This is a genomic window from Pseudorhodobacter sp. E13 (genome assembly GCF_003991405.1).
GTDB lineage: Bacteria > Pseudomonadota > Alphaproteobacteria > Rhodobacterales > Rhodobacteraceae > Pseudorhodobacter.
On sequence record NZ_RPEN01000147.1, the window covers coordinates 1 to 15,599 of the forward strand.

Annotated in this window: 18 protein-coding genes, 1 tRNA gene and 1 riboswitch; of the genes, 3 read left to right on the forward strand and 16 right to left on the reverse strand. The window is 65.0% G+C overall.

The genetic code is table 11. The features are described 5' to 3' along the window. Positions 1-208: IS3 family transposase (locus tag EGN72_RS04635; protein ID WP_148114244.1), on the forward strand; the 208-nt coding region annotated here is incomplete at its 5' end. 60 nt (positions 209-268) lie between these two features. Here EGN72_RS04635 and EGN72_RS04640 read toward each other — a convergent pair. Together EGN72_RS04640 and EGN72_RS04645 are read right to left on the reverse strand one after the other, a co-directional pair. After that, entirely contained in the window at positions 269-535 is a 267-nt protein-coding gene (locus EGN72_RS04640) for a DUF6429 family protein (protein WP_127045485.1), read from the reverse strand. A gap of 350 nt (positions 536-885) precedes the next feature. Next, a tRNA-Ser gene (locus tag EGN72_RS04645) sits at positions 886-975 on the reverse strand. A gap of 171 nt (positions 976-1,146) precedes the next feature. Here EGN72_RS04645 and EGN72_RS04650 point away from each other — a divergent pair. Then, entirely contained in the window at positions 1,147-1,668 is a 522-nt protein-coding gene (locus EGN72_RS04650) for a chemotaxis protein CheD (protein ID WP_127045486.1), read from the forward strand. A gap of 19 nt (positions 1,669-1,687) precedes the next feature. Here EGN72_RS04650 and cobF read toward each other — a convergent pair whose 3' ends face one another. The 9 genes from cobF to cbiE all read right to left on the reverse strand — a co-directional run bounded on the left by cobF (position 1,688) and on the right by cbiE (position 8,416). Beyond that, the gene (gene cobF / locus EGN72_RS04655) at positions 1,688-2,446 is read right to left on the reverse strand and encodes a precorrin-6A synthase (deacetylating) (RefSeq protein WP_127045487.1); all 759 of its coding nucleotides are present in this window, start codon (positions 2,444-2,446) and stop codon (positions 1,688-1,690) included. Positions 2,447-2,504: 58 nt separating this feature from the next. Next, on the reverse strand, positions 2,505-3,221 hold the full coding sequence (locus tag EGN72_RS04660) for a CbtA family protein (RefSeq protein ID WP_233587031.1): 717 nt from the start codon (positions 3,219-3,221) through the stop codon (positions 2,505-2,507). Positions 3,222-3,251: 30 nt separating this feature from the next. Continuing rightward, positions 3,252-3,419 (reverse strand): CbtB domain-containing protein, encoded by a 168-nt coding sequence (locus EGN72_RS04665; RefSeq protein ID WP_127045489.1) that lies wholly within the window; start codon positions 3,417-3,419, stop codon positions 3,252-3,254. Positions 3,420-3,451: 32 nt separating this feature from the next. Further along, positions 3,452-3,672: riboswitch (cobalamin riboswitch) on the reverse strand. 66 nt (positions 3,673-3,738) lie between these two features. Next, positions 3,739-4,059 (reverse strand): DUF1636 domain-containing protein, encoded by a 321-nt coding sequence (locus tag EGN72_RS04670; RefSeq protein ID WP_127045490.1) that lies wholly within the window; start codon positions 4,057-4,059, stop codon positions 3,739-3,741. Continuing rightward, positions 4,056-4,778: a uroporphyrinogen-III C-methyltransferase gene (cobA, locus tag EGN72_RS04675; protein ID WP_127045491.1), complete on the reverse strand. Its 723-nt coding sequence runs from the start codon at positions 4,776-4,778 to the stop codon at positions 4,056-4,058. Before cobA ends, EGN72_RS04670 begins: the two co-directional genes overlap by 4 nt. Next, the gene (locus EGN72_RS04680; protein WP_127045492.1) at positions 4,775-6,097 is read right to left on the reverse strand and encodes a cobyrinate a,c-diamide synthase; all 1,323 of its coding nucleotides are present in this window, start codon (positions 6,095-6,097) and stop codon (positions 4,775-4,777) included. Before EGN72_RS04680 ends, cobA begins: the two co-directional genes overlap by 4 nt. Further along, positions 6,097-6,879: a precorrin-4 C(11)-methyltransferase gene (gene cobM / locus EGN72_RS04685; protein ID WP_127045493.1), complete on the reverse strand. Its 783-nt coding sequence runs from the start codon at positions 6,877-6,879 to the stop codon at positions 6,097-6,099. The genes EGN72_RS04680 and cobM overlap by 1 nt, the downstream gene beginning before the upstream one ends. After that, a complete protein-coding gene (locus EGN72_RS04690) occupies positions 6,876-7,232 on the reverse strand; it encodes a cobalamin biosynthesis protein (protein WP_127045494.1) in 357 nt (118 codons plus the stop codon). The genes cobM and EGN72_RS04690 overlap by 4 nt, the downstream gene beginning before the upstream one ends. Next, complete coding sequence (cbiE, locus tag EGN72_RS04695; RefSeq protein ID WP_127045495.1) at positions 7,229-8,416, reverse strand: precorrin-6y C5,15-methyltransferase (decarboxylating) subunit CbiE; 1,188 nt, start codon at positions 8,414-8,416, stop codon at positions 7,229-7,231. Before cbiE ends, EGN72_RS04690 begins: the two co-directional genes overlap by 4 nt. Here cbiE and EGN72_RS04700 point away from each other — a divergent pair. Continuing rightward, positions 8,415-9,158, forward strand: a complete 744-nt coding sequence (locus EGN72_RS04700; protein ID WP_127045496.1) for a cobalt-precorrin-6A reductase — start codon at positions 8,415-8,417, stop codon at positions 9,156-9,158. The genes cbiE and EGN72_RS04700 overlap by 2 nt on opposite strands. Here the strand turns inward: EGN72_RS04700 and cobJ are convergent. From cobJ to cobN, 5 genes are read right to left on the reverse strand one after another with little or no spacing between them, the layout of a single operon-like run. After that, positions 9,134-9,868 carry a precorrin-3B C(17)-methyltransferase gene (gene cobJ / locus EGN72_RS04705; RefSeq protein WP_127045497.1) on the reverse strand — a complete coding sequence of 245 codons (735 nt, stop codon included), beginning with the start codon at positions 9,866-9,868 and terminating at the stop codon, positions 9,134-9,136. The two genes, EGN72_RS04700 and cobJ, sit on opposite strands and share 25 nt — an antisense overlap. Next, positions 9,865-10,590 (reverse strand): precorrin-2 C(20)-methyltransferase, encoded by a 726-nt coding sequence (locus tag EGN72_RS04710; protein WP_127045498.1) that lies wholly within the window; start codon positions 10,588-10,590, stop codon positions 9,865-9,867. The genes cobJ and EGN72_RS04710 overlap by 4 nt, the downstream gene beginning before the upstream one ends. 2 nt (positions 10,591-10,592) lie before the next feature. Beyond that, on the reverse strand, positions 10,593-11,222 hold the full coding sequence (locus EGN72_RS04715; RefSeq protein ID WP_127045499.1) for a precorrin-8X methylmutase: 630 nt from the start codon (positions 11,220-11,222) through the stop codon (positions 10,593-10,595). Continuing rightward, positions 11,212-12,372 carry a precorrin-3B synthase gene (gene cobG, locus EGN72_RS04720; protein WP_127045500.1) on the reverse strand — a complete coding sequence of 387 codons (1,161 nt, stop codon included), beginning with the start codon at positions 12,370-12,372 and terminating at the stop codon, positions 11,212-11,214. The genes EGN72_RS04715 and cobG overlap by 11 nt, the downstream gene beginning before the upstream one ends. After that, positions 12,369-15,599 carry a cobaltochelatase subunit CobN gene (cobN, locus tag EGN72_RS04725; protein ID WP_127045501.1) on the reverse strand — a complete coding sequence of 1,077 codons (3,231 nt, stop codon included), beginning with the start codon at positions 15,597-15,599 and terminating at the stop codon, positions 12,369-12,371. Before cobN ends, cobG begins: the two co-directional genes overlap by 4 nt.

Below are 15,599 nucleotides of genomic sequence, written 5' to 3' on the forward strand. Positions count from 1 at the left end.
ATTTGCTTTGCACATCGCCTGCCGGGCAACGGTCGAAAGCTTCTTCAAGTCGCTGAAAGCCGAACTGGTCTGGCGAAGGAACTGGCAGACCCGCCGCGAGGTCGAGATCGCCCTCTTCGAATATATAAACGGCTTCTACAACCCGCGCCGGAAACACTCAGCCCTCGGCTGGAAATCACCCGTGGCCTTCGAACAGAGGGCCGCTTAACATGAGCACCTGACCGGAACAGAACCGGTGCAGGTCCAATGCGCTCCTCGTCGGCCGGTTTCATGGTTCGCGCCTCTTTGGATCGTTCGACAGGGGCTTCACGAACAACTTGGCGAGAGCCAACTCCGCTCGCGCCAGTCCATCTTCCGTCAGGGCGAGCGATTTCGCCTTGCCGATGGGATCGTGGATCAGCCCCTTGGCGTGCAGCCGGTCGGTGATCGACCAGTCGATCCCTTTCCAGACGCGATTGCCGTCATGCAACGTCAGGCTGAGGATCGCCAGCGCCGCGTCGTCGAGCTTGTCGGTGTCAAGGTCCGGTTCCGCCATGTATTGCCTCCTTCACCGACAGGATGCCGTCGTCTCCGGAAATTCTCAATGGCGGAAGGGGCTTGCGAGGCTGCAGGGAAAAAGAACGGTTGGATTTCTGTTCCTTTCCACAAACGCCACTGGCATCGAAGTGTTCAGGTGGTGCGAGGAACTGACCCTATATTTTCAAATGGTTACGGGCTCTACACCGAATGCGCGCAGTCGAGAGTTTCAGAGAATATCGGGGGCAAGAGAACGTGTTCGGCCGCTGTGGTGAGGACGCCAGTGCAAAGCCACACCCGCATAACCCTTGAATATAACGGAAAAATCTGGCCGCATCCGGATCGGGAGAACGCTTTCGAGAGGGCAAGTGGCGGATGGGGTGGGATTCGAACCCACGGTAGAGTTCCCCCTACGCTAGTTTTCAAGACTAGAGCCTTAAACCACTCGGCCACCCATCCCGCTCGCAGTTCTGATACCACGGGGTGTGGGGATTTCAAGGCTGTGTCGTGGCTATTTTGAGGGATGCCGCAGGGTTTTGTGCGGCTGTTCACCAGAAATTAAGGCGCCCGCGATCAAATGGGAAAACAGGCCCCGGTTTTCGCCAAGGTCTAGGAAGGAGGCCTCATGACATGTCGGTAGACTGCAAGATCACAGCGGCAGAGGGTGAGCGGTTGCGCCATGTGGTGCAGGGGCGAATTGCTGCGACGGATGAACCCGGTTTGGTGTACACCGCAATCCTTGGGGCAGGGGTGTTCGTGTGCTTGCATGATCCAGTCAGTGCGGCGGGCGGGGTTGCGCATTTTCTCTTTCCGGCTGGCGGCGCTCAGGGGCGCGACGATATGCGGTTCGGGGCGTCTGCGATTTCCGGCTTGGTGGCGCAACTGGCCGCCCTTGGTGCGCAGCCTTCTCGGCTTGTCGGCTGCGTTTATGGCGGCGCAAAGCTGCATGTCGGTCAGCGCGATCTGGAGCAACGCAACATCGCCTTTACGCTGGCTTATCTGCACCAGTGCGGCATTGACCGTATCACACAAGGCACCGGGGGCGATCAGGTGCGGCGCGTCCGCTTTTGCCCAACCACCGGCGCGCATGAGGAGGTGTTTCTGACCGAGGGTTTGCCGCATGAGACTTTGGCAGGGTTTGGGGCGGGCTGAGAGCCGCCGAAGGCCTGCATCAAGACAAGCGAGGCTCGCGTTGCAGGATGTAGATATCCATGATCCAGCCATGCGCCTCGCGCAATGCCTTGCGGCGGGCCACAATGGCGGGCGCCGTGTCGGTCAAGGGGCCGGACAGGATGCATTGCTGCGGCATTCCGACATAGGCGCCCCACCAGATTGTCACGCCCGCCGCCGCGATGTGTTGGAAAGAGGTTTCACCGTCCAGCATAACCGCAATCCGGTCGCTGCCGGGGGGCCAGCCCTTGTCGCGCAACTGCCGCCCTGTGGTCACGGTAAAGGGTGCGGCCAGATCATTCAGCGGGATAGCATGCGCCGCCGTCAGCCCTTGTAATGAGGTGATGCCCGGCACAACGGTGATATTGGGCTGTGGCCGCAGCCGCGATGCGATGCGCAATGTGCTGTCATAGAGCGAAGGGTCGCCCCAGACCAGCAGCGCCACCCGGCCTTTTGGTGCAGGTGCCGCAGCGATGGCCTTGGCCCAGACGGCGGCGATGGCGTCATGCCAATCTTCGACACGCTGCACATAATCGGGCGTTGCCGGGTCGCGCTGGGGCAGGTCAAATTCAACGATGCGCGTTGCCGTGTTGGTCAGCACATCGGCACAGATGCTGCGGCGAATCTGGGCAAGCTCGGCTTTTTCGTCGCCTTTGCGGGGGATCAGGATCAGGTCGGCGGCGTTCAGCGCCTTGATCGCTTGCAAGGTCAGGTGGTCGGGGTTGCCGGTGCCGATACCGATCAAGAACAGCTCTGTCATGGTTGTCTCTGCCCCCGAAAGCTGAACCCGGCGGGCAATGTGCCGCCGGGTCCGGTGTTCACTCTGCGTCTTTTGCCCACAATTGGCCGGCAAGCCAACCCAGCACTGCCCAGACCACCAGCGCCGTTCCCAGCACGCGGGCCGAAAAGATCGCCCCAACCTCTGGCGGGGCAGAGCCCCAATAGGCATCGGGCAGTGGTGCGCCGATCACATGCGGTGCCGCCAACAAGACAACGGCGGCGACCGTGGCAATATAATCCTTGCCATAGGCCAGCAGCGCAAGCCCTGTTCCGGTGGCCAGCACCGTGCCCCACCACCAGATTTGCCGCGCGGTCAAATCAGCGGCAATGGTGCCCGGCAGTTCCGGCGCAAGGCCAATCGCAGGGGCAAGCTGAAAGCTGAAGAACCCCGCTATGCCCCAGAGCAACCCTTTGCGGGCGTCAATCAAAATGCCGAAGCTTTGCGCAAGCCCGAAGCCCGCGGTCAGCAGCAGCGCATAAGCGACATAGATCAACCCGGCAAACAGCACCGTCAGCGCATTGCGGGTCAGGCCCGTTGGGGCTGCATCGCCGTCATGCGAATGGGTGCCGTGATCATGCTCTGCGGTTGCGGCGTGGTCACTGTGTTCGGCGACAGGGGCGGGCGTGTTGAAATGGGTCAGCGCGCCGGATTCATATTGTTCGCCCAGCAGAATATACTGTTGGACAAAAGCGAAATGCAGCAGGGCCGCAAGCAGACCTGCCACAAAACCAGCGATCAACGCGCTGGTTACCATTCTTTGGATCATCTGACTGTTGCGTCTGCCTTAGTGGCAGGGAAAGCCAGTTGCGTGGCGAATGTCATGCGCCGCATCATGCAGCACCGAAGATTGCGCATGGCCTGCCACGAACAGCACCGTGCCACCCAACAGGGCAACGAACAGCACCGACAGCAAGGCCGAGGATTTTGCGGTGGCTTGGGTTTTCGTCGTCATCATTCTTCTCCTGACCGTCACACCCGACGGCGTTAATGTTTCCTTCGCAGGGCCGGTCTCCTGACTCGCGGGTCGTCGCTGCTTTCCGCCTTCCCAACCGGAACCCCGGTCAGTGGCAATTTGGAAAGCCGCTCGCCGCATACAGTCGCGGGGGCGGTTGGGGTTTGGGCGCCGCATTTGGTCCGCCCGTTCCCATTCCCGTTTCAGTTCGGGCGCTTTGCGCCAGTCGAACACCTTGCCCTTCCATTTGCCGCGTTTGCGAAGGTCGGGTCAAGGTGAAATGCGGCGCAGGCTGGGGGATTTGCGACCAACACGCCGCTTAACCGGGAATTCGCGCCAAAGCCTTGAGCCGGAGCGCCCCCAACAGCCGGGCATCGGCAAAGTTTCCATCCGGGCTTTGCAGATAAAGCCGCAGGAAGGTCAGGATATCGTTCAGATCGGCCTCGGTGATATCGCCGAACAGATAGGCGGTTTTGCCCGTGGCACGGCAGGCCAGCGTGGAAGGGCGCGCGCAGCCCGACATACACTCCACCCCCGCGATCGTCACGGGCAAGCCTGCCGCCGCAATGGCATCGCCCAGCCGCGCGGCAAGCGGTGTCTGGCCCGCGGGGCAAGACTGGCAGAGCGTCAGCGTTGTCATTCTGCCTGCGCCAATGGGCCGATAAGGATCAGCGCGGGGCCGTCCGTTTCCTCTTGCGCGACCAGCCCGGCCAGCCCGGCCAATGTGCTGCGGTGCAAGGATTGATCGGGTTTTGAGATGTTCTGCGCCAGCAGCACCGGCGTGTCAGCGCCCAGCCCATGCGCCTGCAACTGATCCGCCAGCACGCCGCAGGTGCGTTTGCCCATGTAAACCACGGTGGTTGCCGCCGGGTCCGCCAAGGCGGCCCAGTTCAGGCCTTCGGGCAAGTCGCCCGTTACATCCGCCCCGGTCAGAAACTGCACCCGGCGCGAGGTCAACCGCCGTGTCAACGGAATCCCCGCCGCCGCCGCCGCCGCAGAGGCCGCAGTGACACCGGGGATGATTTCAAACTTGATCCCGGCATTGCGCAGGGCGGTGATTTCTTCTTCCAGCCGCCCAAAGATACCTGCATCGCCGGATTTCAGCCGCACCACATGCGCCCCGGTCGCCGCATAATCGACCAGCAGGCGGCTGACATGGTCTTGCTTGGGCGAGGCGCGGCCTGCGCGTTTGCCCACGCCCACAAGGTCCGCCCCGCGTTTGGCATGTTCCAGTATCGGCCCCGAAGACAGATCATCAAACAGCACCGCATCGGCCATTTGCAGGCGTTTGACGGCAGCAAGCGTCAGCAGATCCGGGTCGCCGGGACCAGAGGAAACGAAGGAAACAAAGCCGGTCATGTTGCGTGCCCGATCAGGTGGAAATAGGTGCCCGTTGCCATGCCACCTTGTGGATTGCGGCGCAAGGACCCGGTTTCGGGAACAGTAGCGCCTGTGGCATCGCGGGTTTCGGCCAAGGGCGCGTCAGGTTGCTCCAGAATCGTGGAATAGTGAAACTCATGCCCGCGCAGCTTTGTGCCGGGGGCATGGCCGGGAATGGGATGGGCCAGCGTGGCGTGGCGATAGCCAAGGTGCATCTTGCGCTTCTCGTAAGAGGTGACAAGCCCCAGCAAGCCCGCCATTTCGTGCCGCGTGCCGTCCTTGTCCACCAGCGCCGCGCCCATGGCCATATAGCCCCCGCATTCGCCATGCACCGGGCGGGTTTGGGCAAAGGCCCTGATTTTGCGCCGGAAAACAGCGGCGCTTGCCAGTTTGCCTGCATGTAGTTCCGGGTAGCCGCCGGGCAGCCAGCAGCAATGGGCGCTGTCATCGGGGCCTTCATCCGCCAGCGGGGAAAACGGCAGAATGGTCGCGCCGCCTGCGCGCCAGCCCGCGATCAGATGCGGATAGACAAAGGAAAACGCCGTGTCGCGCGCAAGGGCGATGCGCTGACCGGGCGGCGGGGTTTGTGGCTGTGGCAGGCTTGGGGCCGGGGCCGAAGCGCTTGCCGCCACAAGTGCCGCAATATCAAGATGCGTGCTGATAAATTGGGCCGCACGGTCCAGCATGGCCGCAAGCTCGGGGTTTTCTTCGGCTTGCACCAGCCCTAGATGCCGTTCGGGCAGTGTGATGTCAGGGTTACGCGGCAAGGCCCCGAAAACCGTGATGCCTGCTGCCTCCATCCCCGCGCGCACCAGCGCTTCGTGCCGGGGGGAGGCGACGCGGTTCAGGACAACCCCGGCAAAGGGCAGGTCGGGGCGCAGCTTGGCAAAACCCAGTGCTACCGCCGCCGCCGATTGCGCCTGCCCGGACACGTCGATCACCAGAACCACGGGCCAGCCCATCAGGGTGGCGATATCGGCGCTGGCCCCGCTTCCGGTTTCCCCCGGTTGGGACACACCGTCAAACAACCCCATGGAGCCTTCGGCAAGGATCAGCTCTGCGCCTTCAGCCTGCGCGCGCAGGTCGAACAGCAGCGATTGCGGCATTGCCCAGCTATCAAGGTTGAACGAGGCGCGGCCCGACGCGGCGCTGTGAAAGGCAGGGTCGATATAATCCGGCCCGCTTTTGAACGGCTGCACCGCTACGCCCTGCGCCCGCAGCGCCGCCAAAAGCCCCAGCGTCACCGTGGTTTTCCCGGTGCCCGAGGCAGGGGCGGAGATCAGCAATCCCTTGGGCATCAGACCGTATCCGGAAAGCGCGGATCGGTGCCGACCGGGCGATAGCGGCGGTCATAGTCGCCCGCGTAAAGGCGGCTTTCGTCAAAGCTTTCGGCCCCGATGGCGCGGCCCACAAGGATCAGCGCCGTGCGCTCCATCTCGGCCCCGATCGCGGTTTCCAGCGTGTCCAGCGTGGCCTTGACCACGCGCTGATCGGGCCAGCTTGCGCGCCAAACCACCGCCACCGGGCAATCGGGCCCGTAATGCGGTGTCAGTTCGGCAATCACCCGGTCCAGCACATGCACCGAAAGATGGATCGCCAGCGTGGCCCCGGTGGCCGCAAAAGCGGCAAGGGTTTCACCTTCCGGCATGGCCGAAGCACGCCCCGAGGTGCGCGTCAGGATCACCGATTGCGCCACGCCGGGCAAGGTCAGTTCCGCCCCCAAGGCCGCAGCGGCAGCCGCAAAGGACGGCACGCCGGGGGTTACATCATACGGAATGCCAAGCGCGCGCAGGCGGCGCAACTGCTCTCCCATCGCTGACCAGACCGACAGATCGCCGGAATGCAGCCGCGCCACGTCATGGCCTGCCGCATGGGCCGCAGCGATTTCGGCCATGATCTCATCCAGCGACAGGGGGGCCGTGTTCACGATATGCGCGCCGGGTGGGCAATGCGCCAGCAGCGCCTGCGGCACAAGCGAGCCTGCGTAAAGGCAGACCGGGCTTGCCGCGATCAGGTCACGGCCCCGCAGGGTGATCAGATCGGCAGCCCCTGGGCCTGCGCCAATGAAGTGAACGGTCATGGGGTTTTTCCTTCAGCAATTGCCATCGTCGCGCTGCCATCGGGGGCGATGATGCGGGGACGTATCAAGATGGAATAAGGGCCAGCAGCGGCCAGTGCCGCAGCCTCGGCCACAGACGTCGGGCCGTAGCGGTCGGGCTGTTGCGGGGCAGGCGTTTGGGCGCGGTCTGTCGCCAGATCGGCCAAGGCGACCCGCAACAGCGGGCGCCTTATTTGCGCGGCCAGCGCGTTCAGCGCGGGGTGGTCGGCCTTGTCGGCAACGACGGCCAAAGCATCCACCGCCACATTGCCCAGCAAGGCCCGCAGCGTGGGCAGGCTGGCCGTGGCGCGAATCCCGAAACCTGCCACGATCATAGCACCACACTCCATTGCACCACGGGGCGGGCAGGCACCCAGCCGCGCATGCCGCCAAGCGGTGCTGCATTGGCCAGTTCCACCCGCAGCAGGGTGCCGCCCTTGGCCGCGTGCCATTTTGCCAACAGCATTTCGGTTTCCAGCGTCACGCCGTTCATCACCAGCCGTGTGCCTGTGGGCAAGCGGTCAAACAGGCTTTGCACCAGCGCCTCTGACCCGCCGCCACCGATGAACACCGCATCGGGTGGTGGCAAGTCTGCGGGAAGGGCGGGCGCGGCCACTTCGGCGCAGATCACCTGCATCTGCTGGCCCAACCCAAAGCGGGCGATGTTTTCGCGGATATTGGTGACCCGTGCGGGCTTTGCCTCCATCGCCACAGCGCGCCCCCCCGCAAGGCACCATTCCACCGAGATAGAGCCGGAGCCTGCGCCGATATCCCACAGCACCTCCTCCGGGCGGGGGGACAGGGCGCAAAGGGTCAGGGCACGCACCGGGCGTTTGGTGATCTGGCCGTCATGGGCAAAGGCGTCATCCGGCAGGCCGGGGGTGGCGGGCAGGCCGATGGCGGTGGCAACCTCCAGCCCCACCGTGACGGGGGCGGTGATGTCGGTCAACGCGAAACCGTCGGCCTTGGTGCTGCGACAGCGTTGCCGCGGCCCACCGAGGCGTTCCAGCACATGCAGCCGCGTCTCGCCTCCGCCGCGCTGGCAAAGCCATGCGGCCAGTTCGGCAGGGCTTTGCCCATCGCGCAACAGGCACAGAACCTTTGCCCCCCGGTGCAGCGCCGGCAACAGCCGTTCAAAGGGCGCGGCATGCAGGCCAAAGCAGCGCAGCGATTCCAGCCGCCAGCCCAGATGATTGGCCGCCAGCGCAAAGGTCGACGGCGCGGGAAAGCTGCGCCAGTCCCCTTTGGCCAGATGCGGCAGCAATGACCCGCCTGCGCCAAACCAGAACGGATCCCCCGAAGCCAGAACGACCACAGGCCGCCCGCGCCATTCCAGCACCGGGTCCACCGAGAACGGCACTGGCCAAGGCCGCCCCCGCGCCCCCGCCGCCACCAGTTCAAGGTGGCGCGGGCCGCCAAAGATTGCTTCGGCGCGGTCCAGTGCGGCGCGGCTATCGCTTGACAAACCGGCCAAGCCGTCTTCATTCAACCCGATGATGCTTAGCCAAGGGTCAGCCATGCGCATCCTCCTGTTGGGTGGAACCACCGAAGCCTCTGCGCTTGCCCGCAGTCTTGCGGCGCAGGGCGTGGCGGCTGTGTTCTCCTATGCCGGGCGCACCGATCATCCCGTGGCCCAGCCCTTGCCCACGCGCATCGGCGGCTTTGGCGGTGTGGCGGGCCTGTGCGATTATATCCGCGCCGAAGCCATAAGCCATATCATTGATGCCACGCACCCATTTGCCGCGCAAATGAGCCGTAATGCGGTCGAGGCAAGCCTTGCCTGCGGCGTGCAGCTTCTGGCGCTGGAACGCGCGCCGTGGCAGGCCGCGCCGGCGGATGACTGGACCCATGTGCCCGATATGGCCGGGGCCGTTGCCGCCTTGCCTGATGCGCCGGACCGGGTGTTTCTGGCCATCGGCAAGCAGTCCCTTGATGCCTTTGCCGCCAAGCCGCAGCACCATTACCTGTTGCGGCTGGTCGACCCACCCGGCGCGCTGCCGCTTCCCGATGCCCATGCCATCATCGCGCGCGGCCCGTTTGACGTGGCGGGTGATACCGCGCTGCTGCGCGCGCATGGCATCCGCCATATCATTGCCAAGAACGCAGGCGGCAGCGGGGCCGCGGCCAAGATTCTGGCCGCCCGCGCGCTGGGCCTGCATGTGGTGATGATCGACAGGCCGGTTTTGCCGCCGCGACAGGTGGTTGGCACTGCGGGCGCGGTGATGGCGTGGCTGGGTCATAGCGCGGATCGCGGTGTGTAAACATGCGGCCCGATGCGCCGGGTCTGGCTGTTGCCCACGATCACCACGGTGCGCATATCGGCCATGTCGGGCGTGGCTTCGGCCAGGGTCACGGTGCGGATCGCCTCATCAGCCGTGGACACCGCGCGGGCAAAGGTGATCAGGCGGCCGGGGTCACAATGCGCGCGCAACACCTCCAGCACGCGGGTGAATTGATGCGGGCGGCTGGCGGAACGCGGGTTGTAAAACGCCATCGCGAAATCGCCCTGCGCGGCAAGGGCCACCCGTTTTTCCACCGTGGCAAAGGGTTTGAGGTTGTCGCTCAGGTTGATCGCGCAAAAATCATGGCCCAGCGGCGCGCCCGCCCGTGCCGCCGCCGCCAGCATCGCGGTGATGCCGGGCAGGATACGGATATCCAGATCCAGAAACTGGGGGGCCGCCTCCAACGCCTCGAAAATCGCAGAGGCCATGGCGAACACACCGGGATCGCCAGAGGAGACGACAACCACGCGCTTACCCTCGGCAGCCATGCGGAGCGCATGTTGGGCGCGGTCCATCTCGACCCGGTTGTCAGACGGGTGCAGCGTCAGGCCGGGGCGCGGGGCCACGCGGGCGACATAGGGAATATAGCCGACAACATCGGTCGCTTGCGCCAGTGCCTCTGTCACCTCTGGTGTGACGAGGCTTTCCGAACCGGGGCCAAGCCCGGCCACGATGACCCAACCGCTCATTCCGCCACCTCTGGCCGCCGGCCATGACCATGCACAAGGACGATGGCGAAATAGGGCGTCTCGGCACCGTTCACCTCTGCCAGTTTCACCACGCGCTGCTTGGGCATGGTGCCATGTTCCACCAGCCACGCCGCATCCAGCCTGCCCGTTGCTTCCAGCGCGCGGCGCACCTTGGGCAAGTTGCGCCCGGTTTTCATGATCACCAACGCGTCCGCGCCTGCCATATGCTGCACCAGATCGTCCTCGGGCAGGGTGGCCATCAGCACCGTCATCACATCATCGCCCCAAGTGATCGGCACACCAGTCGCGTTCCAGCAGCCCGTCATGCCCGTGATGCCGGGGATCACCTCCATTTCGGCGCGGCCTTGCAAGCGGGTGTAAAGATGCATGAAAGACCCGTAAAAGAAGGGGTCCCCTTCGCACAGCACCACCACCTCCCCCGGCAGCGCCGCCAGACGGTCGGCCCAATCATCATAGAAATGCGCCAGAATGTCGTTATATTCCGCCGTGTTGAACAGAATTTCCGTGGTGACGGGGTATTCCATCGCATATTCGGTCGCACCGGGGGCAAGCAGCCCCTCAACGATCTGGCGCGCTTGCCCCTTGCGGCCCGCTTTGCGGAAATAGGCGATCTGGGTCGCCGCCCGGATCACGCGGTCCGATTTCACCGAGAGCAGATCGGGGTCGCCCGGCCCAAGGCCTGCGCAGATGATGCGGGCCATGGTTATTCCTTCCGGCTGGCAAGGGCGTTGACCGCCGCAACCGTGATCGCAGACCCGCCAAGCCGCCCCGAAACCACCAGTGACGGCACCGGCGGCGCGGTGATCAGCGCCTCTTTGCTTTCGGCCGCCCCGACAAAGCCTACAGGGCAGCCAATGATCGCGGCAGGGCGTGGGCAGCTTGGGTCTTCCAGCATGTTCAGCAGGTGGAACAACGCAGTCGGCGCATTGCCAATCGCCACCACAGCCCCGGCGAGTTTGGGTCGCCACAACTCCAGCGCCGCCGCCGAGCGGGTGTTCTGCATTTCGGCGGCCAGTGCGGGAACAGAGGGATCGCGCAGGGTGCAGATCACCTCATTGTCCTTTGGCAGACGTTTGCGGGTGATGCCTTCGGAGACCATATAGGCATCGCACAGGATCGGCGCGCCATCCTCCAGCGCCGCGCGCGCGGCAATCGCCATGCCCGTCGTGAACTGGATAAACTGTTCCAACCCCACCATCCCCGCCGCATGTATCATGCGCACGGCGACAATCTCCTCTTCCGGGGTGAAGCGGGCCAGATCGGCCTCGGCGCGGATCATCGCAAAGGATTGCAGGTAGATGGCAGCGCCGTCGGTCTCATAGCTATGGGGCATTGGCTGTCTCAAACATCAGGTCAGGGTTTGCCGAAAGATCGGCAAAGGTGAAGTGCTGCGGCGCAAGATCAGAGGCGCGCGCATTGTGCAAGAGCCCATAGCCGCCTTGTATGGCGACCAGAACCTTATCGGTGGGGGCGGGCAGGGCGCAGCCTTTGGCGCAGCCCGACACATGCAGCACCTCGCCTTGCGGCACATGCGGGGCCAAGGCACGGGCAAGGGCGCGGGTGGCACCCAGCGCTTGCGGGCAACCGGGGGCACCGGTGCAGGCGATCACCCGCAACAAGGGGTCATCGGGGCGGGCGATCATCTCGGGCAGGGCCGGGTCATCGCGCAGGCCTTCAACCAGCACCAGCCGCCACGGGGTCGCGCGAAGATTGCCAAGCGCGGCAAGGGCACGCAGGCTTGATGCAGAAAGCTGGCCAAAGGCAGGGCCAAGCAAAAGGCCCTGCGCTGTGGGGCCGGGTGCGAAAACGGGCAGCGCGGTCTGCGCCATCGCTTCGGTCGCGGCTTCGGGCCGCGCGCCTGTGGCGATATGGGCCGCCATACGGCCACGCCCCTGCGGGCAGCCGCCGCTGTCCACGAACCAACGGGCCAGCGCCACGGCCCGTTGTGCGGCATTTTCTTGTGTCACTTTCTCGCCCCGGTCCATCCCATCCGCGCGCAGGATCAAGCCTGCGCCCGCCCGCTCTATCCGAATATCGGCAGAGGCGGCGCGCAACACGGGCACAGGCCCGGTATCCACTGCATAGCCAAACTTGGCCGGGGTGTCCGGCGCATCGGGCGCGGCGAGTGCGACCTCCAACGCGGCGGCGATGATTGGCGCGGCATCGCCTGTTTGCCAGAACGGCGTGGTCAGAATGTTGCGGCGGGTTTCAGCCTCGGCGCTGGCATCCAACAGCCCCAAATCGCGCAATCCGGCGATCAGCGGGGGGTGGCTCTGCGCGGTCACACCCCGGATTTGCAGGTTCGCGCGTGAGGACAGGTCCACCAGACCGTTGCCATGCGCCTCGGCCAGATCGGCCAAGCCGCTGGCCTGCGCTTGGGTCAACCGTCCGGCATGGGGGCGCACCCGCACGACCAAACCATCGCCCGACATCATCGGGCGCAAGGCACCGGGGCACCAGCCCTGTATGATGGGGCCAGTCATGCGCCTGCCTCCAGCGTGGCGGCGATGGAATTGCGCCGCGTCAGCCACAGGCCCGCATCGCGCAGGGCCTGAAACCGGGCCTGCATCGCGGCCAAGGCATCGGGATTTTCCCGCGCCATGAACTCGACCAGATCGTCGCGGCCCAAAGTCGCCTCGTGGTAAAGATCAAACAGATGCGGCGGCACCGCGCGGGTCAGATGCGCGAAAGAGGCAAGGTGATCCAGCGTTGCGGCCACCTCGGCGGCACCGCGAAAGCCGTGGTTCATCATGCTGGTCGCCCAATTGGGATTGGCGGCGCGGGCACGGATGACGCGGGCAATCTCTTCGGCCAGACTGCGGGCGCGGGGGGTGTCGGGGCGGGTGGCATCCAGATGATAAAGCGCGGGGGCCTGCCCGCCCAAAGCCGCCACAGCCGCCGCAAACCCGCCTTCATGCGCGGCATAATCGGAGGCGACCAGCACATCGGTTTCCGCCAGATCCTGCACATGGGCAAAGCCATCGGCGGCCAGCACGCGGGCCTCTAACGCTTCGCGGGCGTGATGGGCGCTGCCTTGCGCGTCAATCGCCCATTCCGACCCTTTCAGCCAAGCCTCGCCCGCCTGCGCGCGGCCTGCATCGGAATAATCCTCCAGCGCGTCGGTCATCGCCATGCCGTAAAGCCCCGGTTTCGGGCCAAAAACCCGGTGGGTGCGCAGGGTGTAGGGGTTATCCTCGGGGGCTTCATCGCGCTCGGCCAAAGCCTCTGCCGCCGCTTCGAACAATTGCGCAAGGCCAGGAAAAACATCGCGAAACAGGCCGGAAACGCGCAGTGTCACATCTATCCTGGGGCGGCGCAGCAGGGCCAGCGGCGTAATCTCGAACCCCGACACGCGTTCGGACCCTTCGTCCCAGCGCGGGGCCATGCCTGCCAAATGCATCGCCATCGCGAACTCCTCGCCCGAGGTGCGCATAGAGGCCGATCCCCACAGGTCGATCACCAACCCGCGCGGCCAGTCGCCATGGTCTTGCAAATGGCGGCGCAGCAGCTCCTCGGCCAGTTTCACGCCTTGGGCATAGGCGCTGCGGGACGGCACGGCGCGCGGGTCCACCGAAAACAGGTTGCGGCCCGTGGGCAGCACATCGCTGCGGCCCCGATAGGGCGAGCCTGATGGGCCGGGGGCCACGCGGCGGCCTGACAGCGCGGTCAGCAGACCCGCCATCTCTCCGCCCGCGCCGAACACATGCAGCCCTTCGCCATATTGGCTTTCCTTGACGTCACAGACGAAACGGTCAATCCGGGTGATCGCCTCGGCGGGGGAGGCATCGGGCGCAAGGCCAAGATCATCCTCCACCCCTGCGGCCTGCGCCTCGGCCCGCACATCGGCGATCAGGCGGCTGCGGCGCGCGGGGTCCAGCCCATCAGCGGTGGAATATTCATCCAGCAGCCGTTCCAGCCGGGTCAGCGCCACGGGCGTTTCCGATTGCGCCATCGGCGGCGGCATATGGCCCAGCGTCACGGCACCGATGCGGCGCTTGGCCTGCGCGGCCTCACCCGGATCGTTGACGATGAAGGGGTAGATCACGGGCAAAGCCCCGGTCAGCGCCTCGGGCCAGCAATTGGCCGACAGCGCCACGGATTTGCCCGGCAACCATTCCAGCGTGCCATGCGCGCCGATATGGACCAGCGCATGCAGCCCTTGCGCCCGCAGCCACAGGTAAAAGGCCACATAGGCATGGCGCGGCGTGCGCGAAACATCGTGATAGTCATCGTCGCGGGACTTCACCTCGCCGCGTTCGGGTTGCAGCGCCACCAAGGTTTCGCCGCGCTTCAGCGCCTTGAACTGGAAGGCATCGCCTTGAACATCGGGGTCAGCCTCGGGTTGGCCCCAAGCGGTGGTCAAAGAGGTTCGCAAATCCGCGGGCAGGGTTTGCAGCGCCGCGCGATAGGCCGCCAGCGGCCAAGTCAGCACGCTTTGCGTCAGGGCGGTGCCAAGCGCCGCGCCCGGTTCGGCGGCATAGCCTTCGGCCTGCAATCCGGCCAAAATCGCCTCGGCTGAGGCCAGCGCATCAAGCCCTACCGCATGGGCAAGCTGATAGGTCTTGCCGGGATAGGTCGACAGGATGAGCGCCAGCAGGCGCGAAGACGGGGGCGTTTGTGCCAGCCGGTGCCAAGCCGCCACCTTTTCAATCGCGGCCTCGATCAAGGCTGCATCGGCGCGGTGGGTAAAGCGGGAATATTGCAGATCAGGGTCGCGCGGGGTGGGGGATTTGAAGCTGACAGCCCCGGCAAAAATGCGGCCATCCACCTCGGGCAAAACCACATGCATCGCCAGATCCGCAGGCGAAAGCCCCCGGTCCGCCGCCGCCCATTCCTTGCGGCGCGCGGTGGACAGGCCAACCTGAAACACCGGGCATCCCGGCGTATCAAGCGGCGAGGTGCCATCCGGTCCCTTGGCCGAAAACGCCGTGGCGTTGATAATCGCAACCGGGGCCAGTCGGTCCAGCGCCGCGCGCACCCAATCGGCGGAAACCGGTGCCTTCAGCGAATTGGCAAACAGTCCGACCGCGTTGAAGCCGCGCGCGCGCAGGCCATGGATCAGCGCATCGACCGGGGCCGTATCGGCAGAGGTCAGATAACTGCGATAGAAGGTCACGGCGACCGTAGGGCCATCCCCCACAGGTTCCTGCACCACACCTTTCGCTGGGTCATACCAGCCACATTCCGGCACCGATTTATCGCCCGGCACCGGCCCGGCATAAAGCCCAGCGGCCAGTGCAAGTTGCGCCAAGGCCGCCTGCGCCGCCACCGCGCCGCCTGCCTCGCACAGGGCCGAAAGCCTGCGCAGGGTGGAAACCGGCAGGGTCGACAGCGCATCCAGCCGCGCATCGGGGCGGCCATCGGCAGGCAGCACCGCCAGCGCGATGCCCCGGCGGCGGGCAAGGTCTTGCACCTGTGCCAGCCCGTAAGCCCAATAACTTTCACCACCGATCAACCGGATCAGAATGGCCTTTGCCCCCACCAGCGTCTGTTCGACATAGGTATCCACCGACAAGGGATGCCGCAGCGCCACAAGATTTGCCAAACGGGTCGAGGGCAGGCTGGCCCGCCCCCGTTCCCAGCCTGCCGCGAAAGCGCCAAGGTCACTGTCGGAAAAGGACAACACCACCAGATCGGCAGGGCTTTGCCCCACGTCAAACGGCGTGTCCGTTTCCTCTAGCCCATGGCTTTCGCGAAAGACGACATGCAT